Below are 20,803 nucleotides of genomic sequence, written 5' to 3'. Positions count from 1 at the left end.
GGCCTTGGCGGTAGGGGAGGCCCATGGGCAGCATGACAGCTTTGGCGCCGGTTCGGGCGGTGGTTGGTTCGCGTGTGTCGGACACGCACGGGGACGAGGGCAAGGTCTCGCACCTGGTCCAGGCGGAGTCGGCTGCCCGGCACGCGGTCTCGAAGGAGTGGGAGATCGTCGGGTCCTTCGAGGACCTGGACGTCTCTGCCCAGATCACGCCGTGGGAGCGTCCCGACCTGGGGCCGTGGCTGACCGAGCGGCAGGGCGAGTGGGACGCGATGGTGTGGGCGAAGGTCGACCGTGCGTTCCGCTCGGCGAAGGACTGCGCGGACGTCGCCCACTGGGCGGAGGAGAACCACAAGGTCCTGGTCTTCACCGACGACGGGATCACCCTGGACTACCGGGAGGGCCGCGAGTCGTCGTTCGGGAACGAGCTGGCCAAGACCTTCCTGATGCTGGCGTCGATCTTCGCGGAGATGGAGCTCAAGCGGATCAAGGCCCGCGTCACCGCCGCCCACAAACACCTGCGCAAGACGGACCGCTGGGCCGGTGGGCAGCCGCCGTACGGGTACCGGATCGTCGACCGTGTCGGTGGTGGCCGAACCCTTGAACCCGACCCGGTCACGTCCGAGGCCGTGCGGTACATGGGCCAGCTCCTGCTGGAGGGGCAGAGCCAGTGGATGATCGCAACGGCCCTGGAAGCGGCGGGTTTCGACACTCCGTCGATGCACGCGTTCAAGAACCAGGGCGAGTCGTATTCGAGCAAGCGCAAAACCGCGCCGTCGAACCATTGGAACCCGACGAGCGTGGGGAAGATCCTGCGTTCGCCGGCGACGATGGGCCTGAAGCTGACCGGCCGCTCCGTGAAGGCGCGCAAGATCGCCCGCGACGCCAAGGGGCTGCCGATCCGGATGGCCAAGGCGCTGTTCGCGGAGGAGGAGTGGGCGGCGGTCCAGGCGGTGATGGACGAGCGCTCGGTGACGAAGGAGCGCTCGAACGGTGCCTCGCCCTGGCTGGGCGTTGCGCTCTGCGACCGGTGCGGTGACCGGTTCTACCGGCAGGTGAACCTCGCCAAGAACGGAAAGGTCTACGAGTACTACCGCTGCGCGAAGACCGCCGGAAAGCCGGCCTGCAAGGGCCAGTCCGTCAAGGGTGAGCGCGTCACCGCCGCGATCACCGCCCTGGTCGAGGGTCTGGCCGGGCTGGCGATGACGGTGCGCAGGTTCATCCCCGGTGAGGACCACACCGAGCAGCTCAACCACGTCACGGCGGCCATGAAGGATCTCCGTGAGGAGAAGCGCCGAGGCCTGTTCGACTACCCCGGCGGCGACGACGAGTACGCCGAAGCCCTCGAAGTCCTCGTTGACGAACGCCGCCGCCTCGCCGCCCTCCCGCAACGCCCCTCCGCCTGGGTCGAGGTCGAGACCGGCGAGACCTTCGGCGACGCCTGGACCCAGGCGGACCAGGAACATCGTCGCCAGCTGCTCCTCGGCCTCAAGGCCCGCCTCTACATGACACCGGCCATCGAGGGCTGGTATCTGCCCGCCGAATTTCAAGAGCGAGTGCGAGAGCTGGAGTGCGTCGATGGCTCGGCGTCCGTCGGGTGACCCGGACCGACGGTGGGACCGGCCAGAGCCTTGCCGCCACCCGCAGCCTCGCCCGGACGTGCTGCGGCGTTCTCGCGGCCAGCCAGCCAGACATGTTGATGTCTGAGTGAGAGCGGAATGTCCCAATAGCCCTCCGCATGGCACACCAGCCGTCCATCATGTAGGCATGACGTCCAATGACTCCGACCCAGCGCACGCTCGACCAGAGATCACTGTGGTGACGCGGCAAGACATCTTCAAGTACTTGCGTGGGATGTCGAGCCCCTGGTGGGGGAAGCTGGACGAGGTCACGTTCCTGGAGGGCCTATACGACCTTGACCATCCTCAGCCTGAGAACAGCCAGCTTCCGACTGTCCGGGACGATATCCAGCAGCACCGATTCAACAACGATGACCTGCCCGACGACTGGATCTTCGAGGACCCCAGGTTGGAGCTTGCCCACGGGCCGGACGAGGTACTGCTCGCCTTTCTGGCACGGATGGTCCATCCCGAGGTGGCAGCCGATGTCGAGGAGGCGATGGCGTACGTCGATGAACTGAACCGGCTTCTGGCGCCAGACGGATGGGGCCTGCGCTCCTACGAGCTCGTCTCCGGCCGACCGCTGTACACCCCGGTCCGCGTCACCCCGACAGGCCCGTTGATCCCGCTGCCACTGGGCGACGAAGACACTGGCAAGCTCGACCTGGTCCTCGGTCAGACCTACAGCCTCCTGGACTGCGCCGGCGAGGAGAGCGCACGCGACCTGCTGCGCACCGCGGTCCTGACCCTGCGCCGCGACGGCGGGTTCTTCCACCCCATGCCTGGTGACAGCTGGACGGCGGACACCTACGAGGCGGTCTTGACGGTGGAGCGCGAGCTCCTGCACACCGTCACCGAAGAGACGAAGGGGTTGATCTGGCGGACGCTGGAGACCGTGCTCGGCCAGCTCGGGCGCACCGACGTCCAGGGCCTCGTGGTCGAGGGCGATCCCCGGCCGATGCCCAACATCGCGCCGGACTGGCGGACCCAGGCCGCTGCACCTGCCACCCCCATCGTTCGCGGCTTCCGTCTCCCCTTCACCACCACCGAGTTCGACGTCACCAAAGGGGACTTCGCCAGCCTGGAGATCCGCGGTTCCCACCACGGCGACGGGCTCCAGCACCTCTACGACACCCGCGCACGCCGAATGATCACCAGCTTCGTCCTCGACGACCGGCCCCAGGTAGCGACCCTGCTCAACGTCACCATCATCAAGAAGGGCGACAGCTACACGCCGAGGATCAAGCTCTGGAAGAAGGACAAGAATAAGGCGCCGGACACCCCCATCTCCCAGATGATCCCTGATACCGGCGCCACCCGGGCCGTCAAGGCGCTCGTCGACACCGGCGACGTTCACGAGAACTTCTGGAAGGTCATCAACTTCCTCCAGGGCTGCGCCGGCCTGAGCACTCCCGGCGACCTCCACCAGTGGGCGACCGGGGACGAAGCACAGCTGGTCCAGCTGCTGACTGGTCAGGACCGGACGATGGTTCTTGGTGCGGTCAGGTCCGCGATCGGCGGCGGACTCACGGAAGAGGACATCCGGCTGATCAGCAACCGCAAGGAACAGCTCCAGAGGTTCGAGCGACTGCTTACCGATCCGGACTACTTCCAGCAGGCGGAGAGCCTGGCCACGACACGCGGGCCGGAGGCGGTCTGGCAGGCCTTCTTCGAGGAGAACCAGTGGATCTTCGGGTACGGCCTCAACCTCATCGCCTGCCAATCCGTCGACGACGGCAAGCTGGAACGCATCACCACAGGCGCCAACATCTTCAGCGGTGCGGGGAAACGCATCGACGCCATCATGCGTTCCAGGGGACTGATCAGCAGCATGCTCTTCTGCGAGATCAAGACCCACGCGACAGAGCTGCTCGCCAAGACCCCGTACCGATCGGGCGTCTACCAGGCATCGAAGGAGCTGGGCGGAGGCGTAGCTCAAGTGCAGACGACCGTCAACAAAGCCCAGCAGCTCATCTCCCGCGAGTTCCTCGAGCGCATTTACGAAGACGACGGCACCCCAGTCGAGATAGGTCTGTCTACCACCCGCCCTCGGCAGGTAGTGGTGATCGGCAGCCTCCAGGAGTTCATCCAGAACGGTGCTGTGAATCCGGCGATGCTCAGCTCCTTCGAGCTGTACCGGACGTCGATCCAGGACGTCGAGATCATCACGTTCGACGAGCTCTACCAGCGGGCGTGTTTCATCGTCGAGGACCGCTGAGTCTGGCTGGTGTAAGAGCATCGGCTCGAGAGCTCCATCGCGTGGGTATTGCGGCGGAACAAGTCGCCGCCCCGGTTCAGAATGCGTGGCCAATCGGCGTCTTGACTTGAAGTGCGATCTGTTCCGGTGGCCGAAAGCTACGGTTTATCCGACAGCTCGCGGTAGCCCAGTCGGCAGCTGCGACAATTTGGCACTGCACGGCTGCGGAGGCGGTGTGCACGGGCCGTACGCTCATTCACTTGAGCAGTCCTGGCGACGCGCTGCGCAGGGTGCTGGACAAGGCCGAGCTGGTGGATCAAGGCCTCGGACCCATTGATCATGACCAAATGCGTGCCCTAAGGGCTGTCCCGTATAGCGGCCGGACAAGGAGGGACGTCGACTGGTGGTCAGCCGAAGAGCAGATCCACGTCCTTCTCGATGCAGACCTGCAAGACGACTACGAGTTGGCGGACGTCCTCGATACGACGCTGCCAGATGGGATCGCCCGGGTCGTGCGCCATCACTGCGATCTCGTTGAGACGGGGGAGGATCGCAGCGCACTGCGCCGGCGTGAGATCGGGGCCGTCACAGTCCGAGTGGTCGAGAAGCGGTGCCAGCGCCGTGGACACATCACGCCAGGCACGTGTCCCTCCGAAGCCGTGCATCCCGTCGAGGGTGATGCCCTCGATGTCCGCCAGCCACTTCCGGAACATCCCGAAGCCCGTGTAGGACCAGCAAATGTCCGGGCTGTCCGTGTTGTCGTCTCCGGGAAACAGAACAAGCCCCACCACGTACTCCTCGTCGGTCGAAGGCACAGGATCGGCCACGGGCGGGGAAGGCTGCAACTGAGATGATCACCGCGTGGCTGGTGTGATCACGGCGTCGGAGCCGTCATGGATAGGCCCGTTCACCGGGCTGGGCCCGCGCGACTTCCGCAAGCTGATCACGATGCTCCGCCGCGAGGGCGTCGACACGGTGCGCCGGGGCCGCCCGTGGAGCCTTCCGTTGGAGGACCGGGTCCTGCTGGTCGCCGCCTACTGGCGTACGAACCTGACACTGAGGCAGCTCGCGCCGCTGTTCGGGGTGTCGAAGTCGGCGGCCGGCCGGATCATCGACCACGTCGGGCCATTGCTCGCACTCAAGCCCCGGCGCCGGTTCCGCAAGGGCACCGTACTGATTGTCGACGGCACTCTGGTCCCCACCCGTGACCACACGATCGCCGCGCAGTCGAAGAACTACCGGTACTCCACCAACCACCAGGTCGTCGTCGACGCCTACACCCGGCTCGTCGTCGCTGTCGGCAAACCCCTGCCGGGCAACCGCAACGACTGCAAGGCATGGGAGGAATCCGGCGCGAAGGCCGCCGTCGGCAGGACCACGGTCATCGCCGATGGCGGCTATCCGGGAACCAACCTGGTCATCCCACACCGCCGGCCGCGCGGGGGCGAGCTCACCGAGTGGCAGACCGAGCACAACCGGGAGCACAAGCAGGTCCGCGCACGCGTCGAGCACGTCTTCGCCCGGATGAAGACCTGGAAGATCCTCCGCGACTGCCGCCTCAAAGGCGACGGCGTCCACCATGCCGTGCTCGGCATCGCCCGCCTGCACAACCTCATCCAGGCCGCGTAGGCGACGCTCGCCCAGAGACGGACCACCCTGCCGCGGTCCATCGGAGATCAATTGCGGGACAGCCTTTAGTGGCGTGGCTGCGGATGATTTCGTACGGCATGTGGAGGCGGCGGTTGAAGGACTCCGGGGCGGCGGGTTCCCGTCGGCGGCAGGTGTGGGCACAGTCGGTGAGGAAGGCGCGGACGTGCTTGAGGAGCCTGGCGGAGGGCGATACGGACTCGCGCGATCTGAAGGCGGTGATCGAGGAGGTACTGGCCCTCGAGTACAAGGGGCGAGTGATTGTCGAACTGCTGCAGAACGCCCACGACGCGCACCCGGCCAAGGCGGGCGTCGGGCGGGTGGAGATCCTGCTCGACGAGACCGAGGGCGAGCACGGGGTCCTCTACGTGGCCAACGGCGGCCGCGAGGTGACGCGGGAGCGCTTCGACGCGCTGCGCCGGGTCGCGGCGTCGCCCAAACGGCCGGACGAGGGGATCGGGCACAAGGGCGTGGGCTTCAAGAGCGTCCGTCAGCTGACCGAGGCCCCGGAGGTCTACAGCGTCTCCCGCCCAGGCGCCAAGGCCTTCGACGGCTACGGCTTCCGCTTCGCCTGGCCGTCGGACTTCGACCGGCTGGCGGCCGAGGCGGCCCCGGACGACCCCAGCGCGGCCGACAAACTGCGCGAGAACCTGTCCGCGCTGATGCTCCCGGTGCCCGTCGATGAGGTCCCGGAGCCGGTGCGGCAGCTCTGTCGTCGCGGGATCGTCACCGTCGTCCGGCTGCCCCTCAAGGACACCGAGGCCCGCGACTCGGCTGCCGGGCAGCTGCGCGAACTCACCGACGACAGCGCGCCCTTCGAGCTCTTCCTCGACTGTCTGGCCACGGTCGTGGTGTCCCACACCCAGGCCGGCGCCGCCCCGAAGCGCGTCGTCTTCGGGTGGCGGGTGACCACGTTGTACAAGGGCCGAGGTCTCAGGATCGAGGAGGTGGCACTGCGCCGCGGGCGTCTGAAGCTGGTCCTGGTCCGCAGCCGGGTGCCGGAGGAGCGCGTCCTCCCCGCGCTACCAGGCGCTTTGCAAGGCCCACGTCCGACCCAGGTCCGACCGCATGGCCGCAGGGGTAACGAGATGGATCGCTTTCCCACGGCCCATGCCGGTCCGGTCGGTCGCCAGGCGGACAAGATGATCCGCGACTCGACGGGATCGCGGCGACCCAGTGCCCCGGCTTGTTCAGCTCCATACTCGCCGAGCTCACGATCCTCCCGTCCGCGACGGCCGCGCTCCTCTAACTCCTGCCTCTCGGGAAACACGTACGTCCGTCCCTCGGCCGTGATCACGGAGTGGAACGAATAGATGCCTGGCCAGTCCTCATCAGAAGCAACACGAATTTCCGTCCGCGCCACCTATCGGCCCACCCCTCACCCCACCCCGTCAATTTCACCCCCACCCCTCGCGTCCCGACGAGGCCCGGCTAATCGACGTCCTCGTGCTCCTCGTCGTCGTCCTCGTGCTCCTCGTCATCTCGACGATCCACGGCCGGGGAGTTCACGAGGATATCGCCACCCAACTTGCGCACCTCGTCGATGATGCGGTTCTGCTCCTCGACTGATCCGAAGGGGTGCGAGGTAGTGGCCCGTGCCTCAGGAGCTTCCGCGAGGGCCATCAGCCGCTTCACGGCCTGCCGCGCGTCGTTCACGGCATGGCGCAGGGCTCGCCGCTCGGCCGCCAACTGGGCGTGGATGGACTGATCGGCGCTGGCCTTCTCCTTCTCCGAGTTCTGCTCGTCCTCGACCTCGCGAGCCTTCCCCGGGTCGGAGAGCACCACGATGCTCCACTGGCTGAGTGCTTCGGGGGCCACACCCCCCGCGTCCTTGCGGATCTTGTCCTCAGCCGTAAGGTCGACCGCCGGGACGGAGTACATCGTGGCCGTGTTGCGTCCGAGGAGCTGCGTGTCGGTGAAGGCGTTAAGGCACTCCCGCTCCGGGTCGAAGGCCTTGGCGGCGAAGGCCAGGGTCCACAACCCCTCCTCGGACTCCGTGAGCCCGGCGATGATCTGGTCCGCGTTGGCGCGGAACGGGACCGTCCGACCCACCGCCGACCCGACGTTGCGCGTGATGAGTTTGTCCGTGATGAGCGCGACCCCTCCGGCCACCGCGAGGGTCTGCCGTGCGCTCTCGTTGCCGTTCAACGCGGGTTGGACGAGTTCGGCGAAGTCCGCCGTGGGAACCGGCTGCCAGTTCCCCATGACGCCCTTGGTGAGCACGCCGCCGTTCGCCCAGGCGTTCCGCGCTTGTTGGAGCGATCCCGCCTTGTACCCGCGCCAAGGCAGGTCGATGACCGGCCCGAGGAGTTCCGCGTACCCGGCCGTCTTCATCTTGCTGGTGCCCTTGATGTCCTTGGCGAACCGCTTGACCTGCTCGAAGATCTCGGGCCGGGTGAGGAAGTTCACCAGGTAGACGGCCCGCCACAGTGCTGTGCCCGGAATGCGGTTGTTCTGGAAGACAGCGGGTAGTTCCGCTGGCTTCCGGCGACCGATCGCGAGCCCGATGATCTCCTCCAGGAGATTGTGCTGCGGCAGCCCGGGAAGGCGGATGCGGCTGATCGCCCGGGTGCCGACCTCGACGTTCTGCGCTGCCGCGTCCCAATGCCGGAACTCGACGTGGATCGAGGCGAGGATGGAGCGGATCGCGTCGTCGAAGACCTCCTCCGCGGAGAGCCCGGCCGAGCTGTGCCGGTGGACGCCGACCGTGACCTGGGCCGGCAGGACAAGGGTCTGGCCAAGGCGCACCGCGCGGTCTGTCGGCTGCGCCTCGTTCACTCCGCGCTGGAATTCGGCGAGAAAGCCGGCGAGTGCCTCCTGCCGGCCGAGCGCCATGCGCTGGCTGAGCGCCTTCTCGCTGGCACCGCGTCGCTGGGGCTTCTCGGCGGTCAGCACCTTGAGAGCCGTCGCGGCGATGTCGTCGGCGTACGGTGCCTCCCCTTCGGTGAGCAGTGCCCAGGCACTGGTCAGACGCGTGATGCCGTCGCGCACGGCGAGGACGTCGATGTGTTCGCTGCCGTCGGCGAACTCGAGCCGGCACGGGTGCGCGATGACGGCACGGGTGATCCGCCGGGCCAGGATCGACCGGTCGTAGGGATTCGGATTGGCGTGTCGAGTCTGCTCGATGGTCTGCGTCAGGTGGTCCCGCAGATGATCGCGGTCGCGGTAGCGGTAGACCACACGGGCGTAGGGCCGTCCGCCCTCGTCCACATCGCCGTGGACCTCCGGATCGTTCACGGGCAGCGCTCCCTGGCTGGTCCGCGGCTGGTGCCCCGGGAACAGTTCGGTCAGCCATACCCTAGTGTGGAGCGAGCGGAGCGTTGCCCCCTCCACGTGTTCTTCGATCAATGCGGGCGCTTGCCCCTTGGAGGAGCGCAGTTGGGCTGTCGCCGCGTCAGGGGAGACGACGGCACGAGCCACGACGTGCCACCCGTCCTCGTCCAGTGAAGCGCCTTCAGCTGCCAGACCCGCTCGAACCACTGCGGAACGATCACCTGCGGTGGCGGGAGTCGGCAAGGTCCGCTCGAATCCCGAGACCGTGAACTCCTCTCCCGCGAAGCGGAACGAAATGCTCTCGGGGTTACTCGCCGGTGTCACGACACTGGATCCGTGGTCGCCATCTTCCTCGTTGATGACCTGGGATTCGCTGGCATCAGGCATGTTCTTCCTTTCAAGAGGCTGTCAAAGTTGGCTGGTTTCCTCGATTGCTCTACTGGCTGGCCACTGCCTCGGCAGTTAGACTGGGGAACGCAGTCAGGGCTCGCGCCCCGTGCGCGTGCCAGGTCTGCTTTCACGGACCCCGGCCGACGGCCGGGGTCTCGTCATACCGCCGCCCTGTCCGATCCCTCAGTTAACTCCGTTCCGGAGCTGGGGCCTTCGGCAGGTGCCGGCCGAACCAGCCCCACATCATTCGCTTCGCCTCCTGCCTGGCGATCGACTGGCATGCGGCGTGTGCCACCAGGTCCGCCATCTGGAGCCACTCCGAGGTGTCAGCTGGAGCCTGCGCGGCCGGCAGTGGGATCCACCGCGGGTTCACTAGCTGGTGGACCTCTTCGTAGAGCCCCTCGGTCCCGTCCCCGTCGACGATCAGCCCAGCAGGTTCACCGATCTCGGCCAGCCGCCGGTCCAGGCGACGGAGCAGCCCCTCGTAAGCCCGCCGCTTCGCCGTCCCCCGGCGCGAGGGCTCTTCGGCGTAGACCGTCACGATGTCGAATGAGGGCCAGGAGCCGATCACGGAGAGGGCCTCCTGGGCCATGCGGTACCGCTCGATCTTGCGGGGATTCAACCCGCCCGGACGGCCACGCCCTCCGAGGAAGTCGGTCGCGTGCAGCTCGAAACCGACTGGCACGCTGTGCTCGTGGTTCCACCGGTGGCGCATGTTCTGCCAGTCGGCTAAGACCTCAGGGGCCAGTACGGGGGAAGACCCGATCGCGGTGTAGAGCGCGAGGCCGGTCTTGGGGATCCCGGAATCGTCGACGTACCACAAACGGTCGACCGACTGATGGGCGTTGATGGTGGTTCCCGGCCTTTCGCTCGAATCCGAACACGATCAGGACGATCTGCGGCTGCACCGCTTCGAACTGATCGACCAACCGGGCTGAGACACGGTCGGAGACACGGATTCGGGCGATACGTGCTGCGTCTCCCCACCACCAGGCTCCCCGGGTCCTGTCTCGACGGCCTACTGAGACTCAACGAGTCTGTGAGGTCCGCCAGTCAGAGTGTTCGGGTAGCGTTCGGCCGTCTGCCGAATGCCGGTCACTAGGTCGTGGAGGGCTCGTACACGCCCAGGCTAGATCCACTGCCCTCACGCAGTCAATTCGACTATTTATAGGAAGACTTGAGCCACATGGTCCACCTGTCCACGTGAACGCCGTTGGCGCAGGGGGTAGGCGGGGCGCTACCGGTGTGGGGGATTGCCGCGGCGGCCCTTCACGGCGGTCCGCTCCCGGGCTCCGCGGCGGAGATGGCCCGGGGGTACGCGGAGCTGATCGCGCGGGAGTTTCCGGGCCATCCCGTCCATGTGGGCGGCTGGTCTTTTGGCGGAGTTCTCGCGCACGCCGTGGCCGAGCAATTGTCCGCGCTCGGCCACGAGGTGGCCGGACTGGTCCTGATCGACGCGGTGCTGCCGACCGGTGCGGCCCATCCGGCGACGTCAGCGCCGACTTCCTCACGGAGATTCGGCTCACCCTCGGCGAGGAGCTCGGAACAGCCGCACACCCGGGGGGCTGCAGGCCTCGACGCCCTCGCGGAGGTCAGGGTGTTCCGGGGCCTCTCCCGGGGCGAACGCGTACGGCGGTTGCACACCTACGAGGCGATCGGGGCCGCAGTACGCGGGCACCGCCCTGCGCCAGTCGCGGGCGGGAGCAGCCGGGCCCGCCCCCGCACATCCTGCCAGCGCCTTGACGGCCACGGCGGTCTCAGAGGGATCGTAATTCCGCATTTCGCGAATACGGCGGATAGACGGGAGCTCGGGGAACCTGGGCGTCCGACCGGTCGGACGCACGACGCTGCCGACCCGGCGCGTCGATCCCTGTTGCGGCTGTGAACGGTCAGCGATCTCCCCTACTGGCGCCCCGGGCGGGCGCGACGACCGTGCAGCTGCACGGCCTCGACGGGGCGGTCGCCGGCCACTACCGCGACGCTGCCCACGCCCTCGCTCGCCGTGCCCGGGGCCACCGCCGCACGGTCGGCGGGCCCCCGGAGGCTTCCACGCGTCCGGGCTCTTGTCGCCCTTGCTGCGGTTGGAGGCGGCGGAGACCGCGATCAACTGCGAGTGGGTCAGGTCGTTGGCGAACGCGCGGCGCTTGGCGGTGGTCCAGCCATCGGCTCCGACTGGCGGGGAGCGTCATTCCGAACGTGCCATATTCCTGAGCCGGAGCGTGCGGCAGCAGCCGCTTCATCCGGCTACGGATCGAGCCCTCCGAGCCACGGCCAGGGACTGCTGCAGGGCTGGTCCGAAGAGATCCGGGTTGGCTTTGGCCAGTGCACGGTAGAGACCGGCGGCTTCCTCGACGACGGCCAAGCCCTCCATCTGCCGACCCACCTCCCCAAGCCTGCTGGACATGGTGTTGAGGGCGCTGGCGAGTTCGGGCAGATGGGCGTCCGGGTTGGCCTCGGCCAAGGTGCGGCGGATGGCGACGGCTTCCTCAACAGCGGCCAAGCCCTCCGCCCGCCGACCCACCGATCCCAGCAGGTCGGAGAGGGTGTGGAGGGACATGGCGAGGTCGGGCAGATGGACATCCGGGTTGGCCTCGGCCAGATCCCGGTAGAGACCGACCGCTTCCTCGACGACGGCCAGGCCCTCCGCCCGCCGCCCCACCTCGCCAAGATCGGCGGAGAGATTGTTCAGGGACATGGCGAGGTCGGGCAGATGGGCATCTGGGTTGGCCTCGGCCAAGGTGCGGCGGATGGCGACGGCTTCCTCGACGACGGCCAGGCCCTCTGCCCGCCGACCCACCGATCCGAGATTGACGGAGAGGTTGTTGAGTGCCAGGGCGAGGTCGGGCAGATGGGCATCTGGGTTGGCCTCGGCCAAGGTGCGGCGGATGGCGACGGCTTCCTCGACGACGGCCAGGCCCTCCGCCCGCCGACCCACCGATCCCAGCCGGTTGGAGAGGGTGTTGAGTGCCATGGCGAGGTTGGGCAGATGGGCGTCCGGGTTGGCTTCGACGAGGCTGCGGTAGAGAGCGGCGGCTTCCTCCCCAGCAGCCAGGCCCTCTGTCCACCGCCCCACCTCGCCGAGGTCGACGGAGAGATTGTTGAGAGCGCCTGCGAGGTCGGGCAGATGGGCGTCCGGGTTGGCTTCGGCCAAGGTGCGGTGGATGGCTACGGCTTCCTCTGTGGCACCTAGGCCCTCCGCCTGCCGTCCCACCGATCCCAGCCGGATGGAGAGATTGTTGAGTGCCATGGCGAGGTTGGGCAGATGGGCGTCCGGGTTGGCTTCGACGAGGCTGCGGTAGAGAGCGGCGGCTTCCTCAACGGCGGCCAGGCCCTCCGCCTGCCGTCCCACCTCGCCCAGCCGGATGGAGAGGTTGTTGAGTGCCATGGCGAGGTCGGGAAGGTAGGCATCCGCGTCTGTCCTCGCCAAGGCGCGGTAGTGCCTGGTCATGGTGGTGGTGAGGCGGGTGGCGGTGATGGCGAGGCGGTGGCTGGTGCCGGGGAGTTGGCCGTGGAGTGCGGTAAGGGTGTTGAGCGGAGTGGTGGGGTCGGTGGTGAGGGTGTCGAGGGCGGTGATGAGCGGGGTCGGGTGGTCGGTACGGGTGGCCGTGGTGATGATGTGGACGGCCAGCTTCTCGTGGTGGCGGACGCAGAGGTCGGTGAGGTAGCTGTCGAGGCGGCCCTGGAAGACGGGGTGGGCGGCGGCGCGGCTGTAGACGGTGAGGAGTTGCTCGGTCTGGGTGTCGTCGGCGCCGTCGAGGAGGCGGTCGGCGAGGCGTGGGTCGGCTTCGAGGGCGCGGCCGGCATGGCGTTCGGCGAGGCGGTCGGGCTGCAGTGCACCCCACGGTGGTCCGCCGGGAGCCGCCACGGTCGGGGGGTAGAGGGTGGTGAGCCAGGCGGTAACGGTGTTGCGGCGGTCGCGGGGCTGGTCGGCGAGGGCGGGAAGGCGTCGCCAGAGTATGTCGGCTTGGTCGCGGTCGGTGGCGCCGGTGAGGTGGGCGGCGGCGAGTGCGGTCTCCAGGGTGTCCGTAGCCAGGGTGAGGCTGCGGGCGCTGGCGCTGCCCTTCCAGTAGCGGCTCTCGTGGCCGAGGAGTCGGTCCTCGACGTCCTGGACGTCCTCGTCGTCTCCGGTGTGGTCGGCGGGTTCGGTGTGCGCGGTGTCGAGGAGGTCGGCGAGGGCGGTCATGTGGAGGGTGAGCGCGTTGCCGTAGGCGTCTTCGCCGAGTCGCCGGGGCGGTTTCAGGGCCGCGGCGGCCGCGTTCCAGTCGTGGCCGGCGGTGTCGGGGACGGTGGGAAGTGCAAGGGCGAGGGCGTGAGCGGCGTCGCGGTAGTGGCCGACGCGCAGGTCGGGGTCGTCCTCCAGAGGAGTGAGGCGGCGCGTGCGGGCGGTGGCGAGGAGTTCTTCGGCCTGCCTGCTTCCTGTTCGGGCCTGTTGCCACCAGTCGCCGGCGGTGCGGGCCAGGAGGAGGAGCTTGAGCGGGCTGGTGCCGGGGTGTTCGGCGGCGGCTTCGACGAGGGCGGCGAGTTGTTCGGGGCGGGTCTCGGCGTAGTCGAGGACGACCAGCAGGGGCTTGGCCGCGCGTCGTAGTTCGAGCAGCTGGTCGGGGCGGGCGGCGGCGCGCGGCCACAGCACGCTCCAGCCAGCGACGGTGAGTTCGCGGCCGAGGTGGTGGGCGAGGCGGGTCTTGCCCTGCCCGCCGGGGCCGTGTAGCAGCCACGCCCCGAACCCGGCCCGGTCGCACCAAGCCTTCAGCTCGGTGAGGAGAGTGTCGCGGCCGTGGAAGGGCACGGTCTGGCGTCCGGCCTCCAGCAGGGCCGCGGGTGTCTCCGGGGCGCGTCGGGCGGCGGCGTGGATGGTGGGGTCGGCGATGTCCTGGAACTCCACCGCCGCCAGCCCGGTCGTCGGGCCGTCGGCATGGTTCGCGAGAGCTGCGCGGAAGGCGGGGTCGTGGTGGAGGACGTAGGCGGGGACGACGTTGAGGCGGCTGTGGGCGGAGTGGGCCCGGTCGGAGGCGACGACGCCGATGAGGTGGCGGTCGCAGAACACCGCCGCCCCCGACAGGCCGCCCCACGGTGAGGTCCCGTCGCCGGGCCATCCGGTGGCGGGGGTGCGCAGGTCCATGACGTACTGGTTGCCGACGAAACCGCTGCCCGGGTTCACCTCCCCGCCCAGCTGGACTGCCTCAACGGCGCGGCCTTCGCGCTGGGCCTCGTCGGGGACGCCCCACGTCTCGCACGGCGTGCCAGGACGGGCAGTGTCCGGGCGCCCCCACTGGACGGGGGCGGTGGGTGGCCGCCAGTGCGGGGAGTCGTCGACGAGCACGAGCGCGGCGTCGTCACGCCCGCCCGGGGTATCGGCCCACACGACCGTCCCGCCCGCGGTGCCGGTGCCGGCCGGGTGGAAGACCTTCACCCTGGTACCGACCAGGCCGGTGACATGGGCGGACGTGAGGACCAGGCGTCCGCCGACCGCGTACCCCGAGCCGAGCCCGCCCGGGCCGTTCACCCCGGCCAGCCGTACCCGCTCCACCCGCGCCCCCTACCGCTCGGCCCTGCGTGCCGCCACGTGGCCGCGGCCGAACCAGATCGCCGACCGCGGGTCCGGTTCTCAGTCGCTGATGCGCCCGGCGCTGTCGCCGGGGCCCTCCGGGCCCGGCGCGGCGGAGTGGACCAACAGGTCGCCGCCGTCCGGGCGCTGAGGGGTGAGGGTGAAGGAGACCCGGTGGGTGCGGGCACGGGAGAGGCCGGCCTCGGTCTCCGCGCCGACCGCCCAGAGCTTGAAGCCGGCCTTGGCCTTGGCGTCGGCGCGTAGCTCGACCTCGAACTCCATCTCGACCGGCCCCACCGCGAACACCACCTGAGGGTCGTCACCCGCCCGCGCGGCGGCTTCGAGTAGTTCGTCGCGTACCGCCGCGACCGCGTCCGCCAGCGGAACATCCATGAGACCCACCCACCCCTTTGAGTACCCGACCGCGTGGTCGTTCCGATGCGGACACCGTAGAGCCCGCGCGGAGGCCTGCGCAGGGGAAGGCCGACTTCGACCGGACCAACCCGCCCACCAGAACACAGGGCGGGCAGGCCGAGTGAAGTCGTTAGGCGCAAGTGTCGAGCATCTCGTTCAGCGCGGCCTCCTCCGGCTCGGTGACGGACAGGCCGTAGACGTGCTTGATGTCGGTCCAGGCCCTGCTGTAGGTGCACCAGTACGATCGCAGCGGCGGCCGCCACTGGTCCGGCGACTTGTCGGCCTTCGCCCTGTTCGAGGCGGCGGACACCGCGCACGATCTACGTCAGCCTCGTGCCGGGCCCGGACGGGATGCTCATCCTCACGCTCTCCATCCACGCCGGCGGCGTCGAGTACTCTCCGGATTTCATCAGGCCCACCGAGACCCTCCGGCCGGATGCCGAGGACACCCACTGGTCGACGTGACCTTCCGTCGCCCCGCCGCCGGTGAGCGAACGACCCGGACCTCGTGACGTACTGCGCCTGTCCCGGCCGAGGTTGTCGGCTTCGGTCAGCGCGGCGCCTAGCGCAGGAGGTTCGCGCGGCTGGTAATCAGGTCGCTGCCGTGCAGCTGGTGGCGGAGGTCGAGGCCGCTGTCGAGCATGGCGAGGACGTCGAGGTGGCGGTCCGCCGGTACGGTCGCCACCCGGCGCTTGTCCCGGACGATGCGGATGGTCGGTCTGTCCCTGCTAGGGCGGGCGAGGGTGACCGGCCCGTCGGGCGTGCCCGGGACGAGCCGGGTCAGGGGGGTGGTGGCGGTGCCGCCGTCGATGATCCGGTTGATCAGGTCGGCGGGGGTGCGGACGTACTCCAGGAGGTCCTGGATCTCGTACTCACCGGCCCTGTAGAGCTCCGTCCAGCCGTCGATGTGGTGCTGGGCGGTCCACTGCCGTAGCGCGTCCGCTCGGTGCCCGAGGAGTGCGGCTTCGCGGCCCAGGAGGTGGGCGATGCGCCGGGAGGTGACGCCAGCGGAGAGCAGGGTCAGGGCCTGCTCGGTGTCGACGCCGTGGCGGATGTGCCAGGCGGTGTGGGTGTTGAGCCGGGGCACGGCGGGGGAGAGCGCGGGGTTGGTGTTGACGAGGTTGATCAGCGCGCCCACGGTCCAGCTCAGGGCGTGTCCGAAGGCGGTGCTGATGTTGCGCACCGCTTGGTCCAGTGCCCAGGCGGCGGGGACGCCGGGCTGCCAGGAGCGGGCGAGGTCGGGGATGGCGACACCGGAGACCCACTCGCGCAGCGCGGGCGCGATGGCGACGGTCATCGCCGTGCCCCTGGTCTCCTTGTCCTTGAAGGCCCAGTGCGGGGTGACTTCGGGGCAGTGTTCGAGGAGGAGGTCGAAGACCTGGTGCTCGATGAGGAAGTCCAGGGTCCGCTGCAGCGGCCACTCCTGCGGCTCGGCAGACATCCCGTCGGCGTTCTCGGTGGCCCACCGCTCGAGGTACACGGCCAGGCGCTTGGCGAGCCAGTCCAGGTAGCGGGCGGATCCGAGGCTGGTGCCGGTGGCGGCCCACCGGCCGGCTGGGGCGGGATCGGTGTTCTCGAACTTCTCCGCGATCCGGTCCGCGAGGGCGTACCACCGGTCGGCGGCGCGAGCGTTGCCGGTCCGGGAGAGGCCGAACAGCCCGTCCAGGGCGTCGAGGGGGTGGCCCTGCGGCTGGGCGACGGTGGCGTGCAGGTGCAGCACGAGCCAGACGAAGGAGGCAAAGTCCGCGGCGGCGCTGTCCGCCAGGGCGAAGATGCCGTCGGCGTCGTCGCGCAGGGTCTGCTCGGCGGCGGCGAGCGAGGCGAGCGCCTCATCGGTCATCAGGGTGGAGGCGACGCGCAACTGCTCCGGGTCGGGGTCGAGGTGCTCGAACTCGGCGGGCCGGGGCTCGTAGGGGCGGGTCAGGAAGATCCAGCCCTCGCTCTCGCGGCCGGCGCGCCCGGCGCGGCCGATGGCGTTGAGGAGCTCGGCGGGCGACAGCGTGCGCTCGCCGTCGTAGGTGAGCGGGTCGCCGTCGACCTTGTGGTGGACGATGACGGTGCGCACGGGCAGGTTGACGCCGTCGGTGAGGGTGCTGGTGCTGGCGATCGCCAGGAGGTCGCCCCGGCGCAGCGCGCCTTCGACCGCGTGCAGGACGTCCTCGGGCAGGGCGCTGTGGTGGTAGGCGGCGCCGTGCCGGACGCAGCGCACCAGCGGGTGTTCCTCGCCGAGGGCTTCGGCGAGGTAGTCGGCCAGCGCTGCGGCCCGGGGGCGTGGGGGGAGGTGCTCGGCGATGGCGAGCGCGGCGTTGCGGGCATCACGGCGTGTGCCGACGACCATGAGGACGCTGCCGGCGTTGGTGAGTTCGGCGGCACCGGCGGCGAAGACCCTGTAGTTGACGATCCCGTTCGGAAGGGCCTTGCGCCACTGGCGGGGGTTGCGGCCGTGGTAGCGCCGGGTTCCCACCTCGCCGGTGGTCAGCAGGCTGATGTCGGAGGCGGCGGTCGGCCGGACGGCGAAGATGGCCTCGACCGGCACCGTGGCGATCACCTGCGAGGAGGTTCTCGCGGTCGCCGGGCGTTCGGTCAGCTCGGCCTGGTCCGTCATGAGGTTCGGGTAGATGAGCCCGTGCAGCCGGCGCGGGCCACGCCAGGTGTCGGTGAAGTAGACCTCCCGCTCGTCGCGGGTCGGGTCGAGCCAGGAGGCGATGTCGCCCTTGTTGCCGACCGCCGCTGAGAGCAGGATGAGCCGGATGTCGGCGCGGGCCTGCAGCAGTGCGAGCAGGCTCTCCAGCACGAAGCCGCGGTCGCCCTGGCCCAGGTGGTGGGCCTCGTCGACGACGACCAGACCGACGTCCTCCAGCGCCCCTTCGGGGTTGTTGCGGATCATGTGCATGAGCCGCTCGGGGGTGACGATCTCCACGTCCCCGCCGTCCGACTCGGCCGCCGAGGCCCACGTGCTCAGCGGGAACTCCGGCTGCTCCGCGGCCAGGCGCCGCCCCAGCACCCGCAGCCGGCCCCGCAGGGCCGAGCGCATCTCCCGCCCTAGGCTCCGCATCGGCGACACGTACACCACCCGACCGGGCCGCTGCGCCAGGTGCGAGCAGATCACCAGCTGGGCCATCAGCGTCTTGCCCGCGCTGGTGGGCACGCTGATCAGGCTGCGCGAGGTGGCCGGGTCGAGCGGGTTGCCCCGCTCCAGCTGCAGGAGCTGGCGCTGTGGCGGCCACAGGGTCATCACCGGGGGCTCCGACATGGCGAAGCTGCGCGCCACCGCCGCAGGAGTACCCGCAGGCAGCAGCCGGTACAGGCTGCTGCGCGCCATCTCGCCGCTCAACTGGAACAGGTGAGCTGCCACCCACCGTGCCAGACCGTCGCCGCGGCCCGCCGTCTCGGTCATCACGTCCACCAGCAGCCGCCGCGCGCTCGCCAGGTCCGCTTCCTCGCCGGTCCCCAGGTACTGGTACAGGTGGAAGACCGCCTCCACGACGGCCTCCGCCGGTCCGTACATGGTCCGCGCCAGGGAGTCGCGGCGCATCACCGCACGGACCTCGCGCAGTTGCCGCCGCCACCTCCGCAGTGCCCGGCCCAGATCCGTCCTCTCGAAGCCGAGGAAGACGACACCGGCCTCGACTGCCAGGGTGCCGATGTGCAGACGGAGTTCCCCGCTGGTGTCGATCAGGCCGCGCACCTGCCGGTAGACGGCGGTGGCATTCGGATCCTGCTCGCAGCGCCGGTAGCCGGCCTGCGCGGCGAAGGCGATCTGGAGCCGCTCGGCCGGCGGCCGGCGCCGGTCGCCCACGGCGAGGTCCATCAGGTGCGCGCTCGCGGCGAACGCCCGACGCACGCGATCCGCGTCGTAGCCGGGCGTGTCCGGGTCGAGGGCGGCGAGGCCGTGCAGGTACCACGCGGTGGCGAGGGTCTCGTCCTCGATCTCGCGCTCGCCGCGGAACGCCGCGATTTCCAGATCGGTCATCGCCCTGAGCAGGTCCTGCGCGCTGGGCAGCACGCCGCCCGGCCGGTACTCGCCGAGTGCCGAGGCGAGCACCTCCGGATCTAGAGTGCGCTCCATATGTACCTCCTCACGTCCTTCGCGAAGTTCTCAAGATCGTCGATCGCCACCATCAGGCCCTGCAGCGCACCCTCGTGGGTATGAGTGGTGAAGTGGGTGTGTGAGAGGTCGAAGGCGGCGGACGGGGTGTCCGTAGCGTTGAGCGCGATGCTGACACCGCCGTTGCCCGACTCCTTCCGATCCACCCACTGCCGCGGCATCGAGCCGACGAAGATCCGCAGGTCAGGTGCGAGCGCCCGCCCTCCCCACGAGAACTGGCCCATGTAGCGGGAGCCCTCGTTATTGATCTGCTGCCACGCCTTGCGGATCGTGTCGGCCGGCGTGGCGGACTTTCCGGTGAACTTCTTCATCTCCCACAGCCGGAAGACGAACCCCAGCTCACTGCCGGGCACCCGGTGGATCACCAGCCCGTCCGGCCCTCCGTCGTTCACCGCCGACTTCGGCGGATCCAGCACCACCACGCTGCGCCCCGGCTCGGGCGGCAGGTCGCGCGTCAGCAGGTACCACAGCCACTCGCCCACGTACCCGGTCACGCCGGTGGTGTCGTTGGCCTCGAACACCGGGGACGCGTGCAGCAGGACGTGCTCGCGGTCGACGCCCACCGGCTTGGTGCCGGCCAGGACGTTCTCGCGCCAGAGCCGGTAGCCGAGGTCGTCCAGGTCGGTGCGGGCCTTCATGATCTCGTCCGCGATGATCCAAGCCGCCGCCGCACGGTCTTCGGGTTCCTGCCCGATGGTCACCACCAGCTCCCAGCGGCACACCTGCTCCTGGCCTCGGGGCTCGCGCCGGGTGAGGTCGACCAGGCGGTTGCCGGCGGCAAGAGCGCGCTCCATCGCCCGCTGCGCAGGTACCGTCACCCGCCCCACCTCCCGTTCCAGCCGCATCGAGCCCCACCGCAGGGACACGCCGATACCCTACCGATGCGGGGAACCGCGCCCGACGTCCAAGCGGAGCGAGCCGCTGATCCGGCTGCTGCCCGCCGACGGCTACCAGCGACCGGGCGCCCGGCAGTGGCCTGTCGGTCTGCTGGGCCGCTCCTGCCACCCTGCGACGGGTCAGCCGGCTGCCCAGGCGCTCCAGGTTTCCGCCGTGGTGAAGACGTCCGCCGGGATTCCGGTGTGCTCCCAGGCCCCGGGGTAGACCTCGGCGTAGCGGCGGCCGTAGGCCGCGGCGAGGGCGGGCGGGTAGAGCAGCCACAGCGCCGGGACCGTGTGGAGTTCCAGCGTGCCGTACGACTCGCCGGGGTGGGTGAGGTCGCCGTGCAGGAGGCCCTTGTTGTGCAGGCCGGCCCAGATCCGGGCGACCTGCTCCGAAGCACCGCGCCCGGCACCGTCGCCGCACACCGCGTTCGGCGTCAGCCGCCGGGGGAGAGCGGTGGCCTCGACCCAGGCGTACAAGACCGGCAGGTCCAGGACCCGCCACAGGTGCAGGCGGTGGGTGCCGTCCATGTGCGAGGTGTGCAGCGGACCGGCGGGCCCGTCCAGGCGCCGGAGCTGGACAGGCGCGGAGCCGATCATGGCCTCCCACAGCAGCGCGGGGACGTCGCCGCAGACTAGCTGTTCTGCCCCGTGAGGTTGGGGACGCGGCTGGCGGGTGGCTTGCCTGCGAGTGCGGTGTGTCCGCGGTGGTGATTGTAGGTGTGGAGCCATGCG

General features: G+C 69.5%; 13 protein-coding genes and 2 pseudogenes. 5 read left to right on the top strand and 10 right to left on the bottom strand.

Features of this window, described 5'->3' with window-relative positions; all coding sequences use genetic code 11:
* Positions 1 to 74 precede the first annotated feature (74 nt).
* Together ABZW10_RS17885 and ABZW10_RS17880 are read left to right on the top strand one after the other, a co-directional pair.
* Positions 75 to 1,598, top strand: coding sequence for a recombinase family protein (locus ABZW10_RS17885; RefSeq protein WP_355366109.1), 1,524 nt, complete (start codon positions 75 to 77; stop codon positions 1,596 to 1,598).
* A 166-nt stretch (positions 1,599 to 1,764) separates the two neighbouring features.
* A complete protein-coding gene (locus ABZW10_RS17880) occupies positions 1,765 to 3,834 on the top strand; it encodes a Shedu anti-phage system protein SduA domain-containing protein (protein ID WP_355366106.1) in 2,070 nt (689 codons plus the stop codon).
* A 386-nt stretch (positions 3,835 to 4,220) separates the two neighbouring features.
* Here ABZW10_RS17880 and ABZW10_RS17875 read toward each other — a convergent pair whose 3' ends face one another.
* Positions 4,221 to 4,640: a hypothetical protein gene (locus ABZW10_RS17875; protein ID WP_355366103.1), complete on the bottom strand. Its 420-nt coding sequence runs from the start codon at positions 4,638 to 4,640 to the stop codon at positions 4,221 to 4,223.
* Between the two features lie 34 nt (positions 4,641 to 4,674).
* Between ABZW10_RS17875 and ABZW10_RS17870 the strand changes: the two genes are divergently transcribed.
* Both ABZW10_RS17870 and ABZW10_RS17865 read left to right on the top strand, forming a co-directional pair.
* A complete protein-coding gene (locus ABZW10_RS17870; protein WP_355366100.1) occupies positions 4,675 to 5,442 on the top strand; it encodes a transposase in 768 nt (255 codons plus the stop codon).
* 188 nt (positions 5,443 to 5,630) lie between these two features.
* On the top strand, positions 5,631 to 6,773 hold the full coding sequence (locus ABZW10_RS17865; RefSeq protein WP_355366097.1) for an ATP-binding protein: 1,143 nt from the start codon (positions 5,631 to 5,633) through the stop codon (positions 6,771 to 6,773).
* Between the two features lie 118 nt (positions 6,774 to 6,891).
* Here ABZW10_RS17865 and ABZW10_RS17860 read toward each other — a convergent pair whose 3' ends face one another.
* Together ABZW10_RS17860 and ABZW10_RS17855 are read right to left on the bottom strand one after the other, a co-directional pair.
* On the bottom strand, positions 6,892 to 9,120 hold the full coding sequence (locus ABZW10_RS17860) for a hypothetical protein (RefSeq protein ID WP_355366094.1): 2,229 nt from the start codon (positions 9,118 to 9,120) through the stop codon (positions 6,892 to 6,894).
* A gap of 190 nt (positions 9,121 to 9,310) precedes the next feature.
* Positions 9,311 to 9,946 (bottom strand): hypothetical protein, encoded by a 636-nt coding sequence (locus ABZW10_RS17855; protein ID WP_355366091.1) that lies wholly within the window; start codon positions 9,944 to 9,946, stop codon positions 9,311 to 9,313.
* A gap of 420 nt (positions 9,947 to 10,366) precedes the next feature.
* Here ABZW10_RS17855 and ABZW10_RS17850 point away from each other — a divergent pair, with 420 nt between their 5' ends.
* Entirely contained in the window at positions 10,367 to 11,008 is a 642-nt protein-coding gene (locus ABZW10_RS17850; RefSeq protein ID WP_355366088.1) for an alpha/beta fold hydrolase, read from the top strand.
* A 153-nt stretch (positions 11,009 to 11,161) separates the two neighbouring features.
* Here the strand turns inward: ABZW10_RS17850 and ABZW10_RS17845 are convergent.
* From ABZW10_RS17845 to ABZW10_RS17815, 7 genes and pseudogenes are all read right to left on the bottom strand, one after another.
* Positions 11,162 to 11,293, bottom strand: a pseudogene (locus ABZW10_RS17845) (HNH endonuclease); the annotation flags it as partial.
* 66 nt (positions 11,294 to 11,359) lie between these two features.
* Positions 11,360 to 14,650: a tetratricopeptide repeat protein gene (locus tag ABZW10_RS17840; protein WP_355366085.1), complete on the bottom strand. Its 3,291-nt coding sequence runs from the start codon at positions 14,648 to 14,650 to the stop codon at positions 11,360 to 11,362.
* A 78-nt stretch (positions 14,651 to 14,728) separates the two neighbouring features.
* Positions 14,729 to 15,061 carry a trypco2 family protein gene (locus tag ABZW10_RS17835; protein ID WP_355366083.1) on the bottom strand — a complete coding sequence of 111 codons (333 nt, stop codon included), beginning with the start codon at positions 15,059 to 15,061 and terminating at the stop codon, positions 14,729 to 14,731.
* Positions 15,062 to 15,212: 151 nt separating this feature from the next.
* A pseudogene (locus tag ABZW10_RS17830) lies at positions 15,213 to 15,395 on the bottom strand (HNH endonuclease); the annotation flags it as partial.
* A gap of 249 nt (positions 15,396 to 15,644) precedes the next feature.
* Positions 15,645 to 19,151: a DEAD/DEAH box helicase gene (locus tag ABZW10_RS17825; protein ID WP_355366080.1), complete on the bottom strand. Its 3,507-nt coding sequence runs from the start codon at positions 19,149 to 19,151 to the stop codon at positions 15,645 to 15,647.
* A complete protein-coding gene (locus ABZW10_RS17820; protein WP_355366077.1) occupies positions 19,136 to 20,056 on the bottom strand; it encodes a hypothetical protein in 921 nt (306 codons plus the stop codon). Before ABZW10_RS17820 ends, ABZW10_RS17825 begins: the two co-directional genes overlap by 16 nt.
* Positions 20,057 to 20,206: 150 nt before the next feature.
* Entirely contained in the window at positions 20,207 to 20,668 is a 462-nt protein-coding gene (locus tag ABZW10_RS17815; RefSeq protein WP_355366074.1) for a hypothetical protein, read from the bottom strand.
* Positions 20,669 to 20,803 lie beyond the last annotated feature (135 nt).

The organism is Kitasatospora sp. NPDC004723 (genome assembly GCF_040609255.1).
GTDB lineage: Bacteria > Actinomycetota > Actinomycetes > Streptomycetales > Streptomycetaceae > Kitasatospora.
The sequence above is the reverse complement of the archived record's forward strand: the minus strand, read 5'-3'. Positions and strand labels throughout refer to the sequence as shown.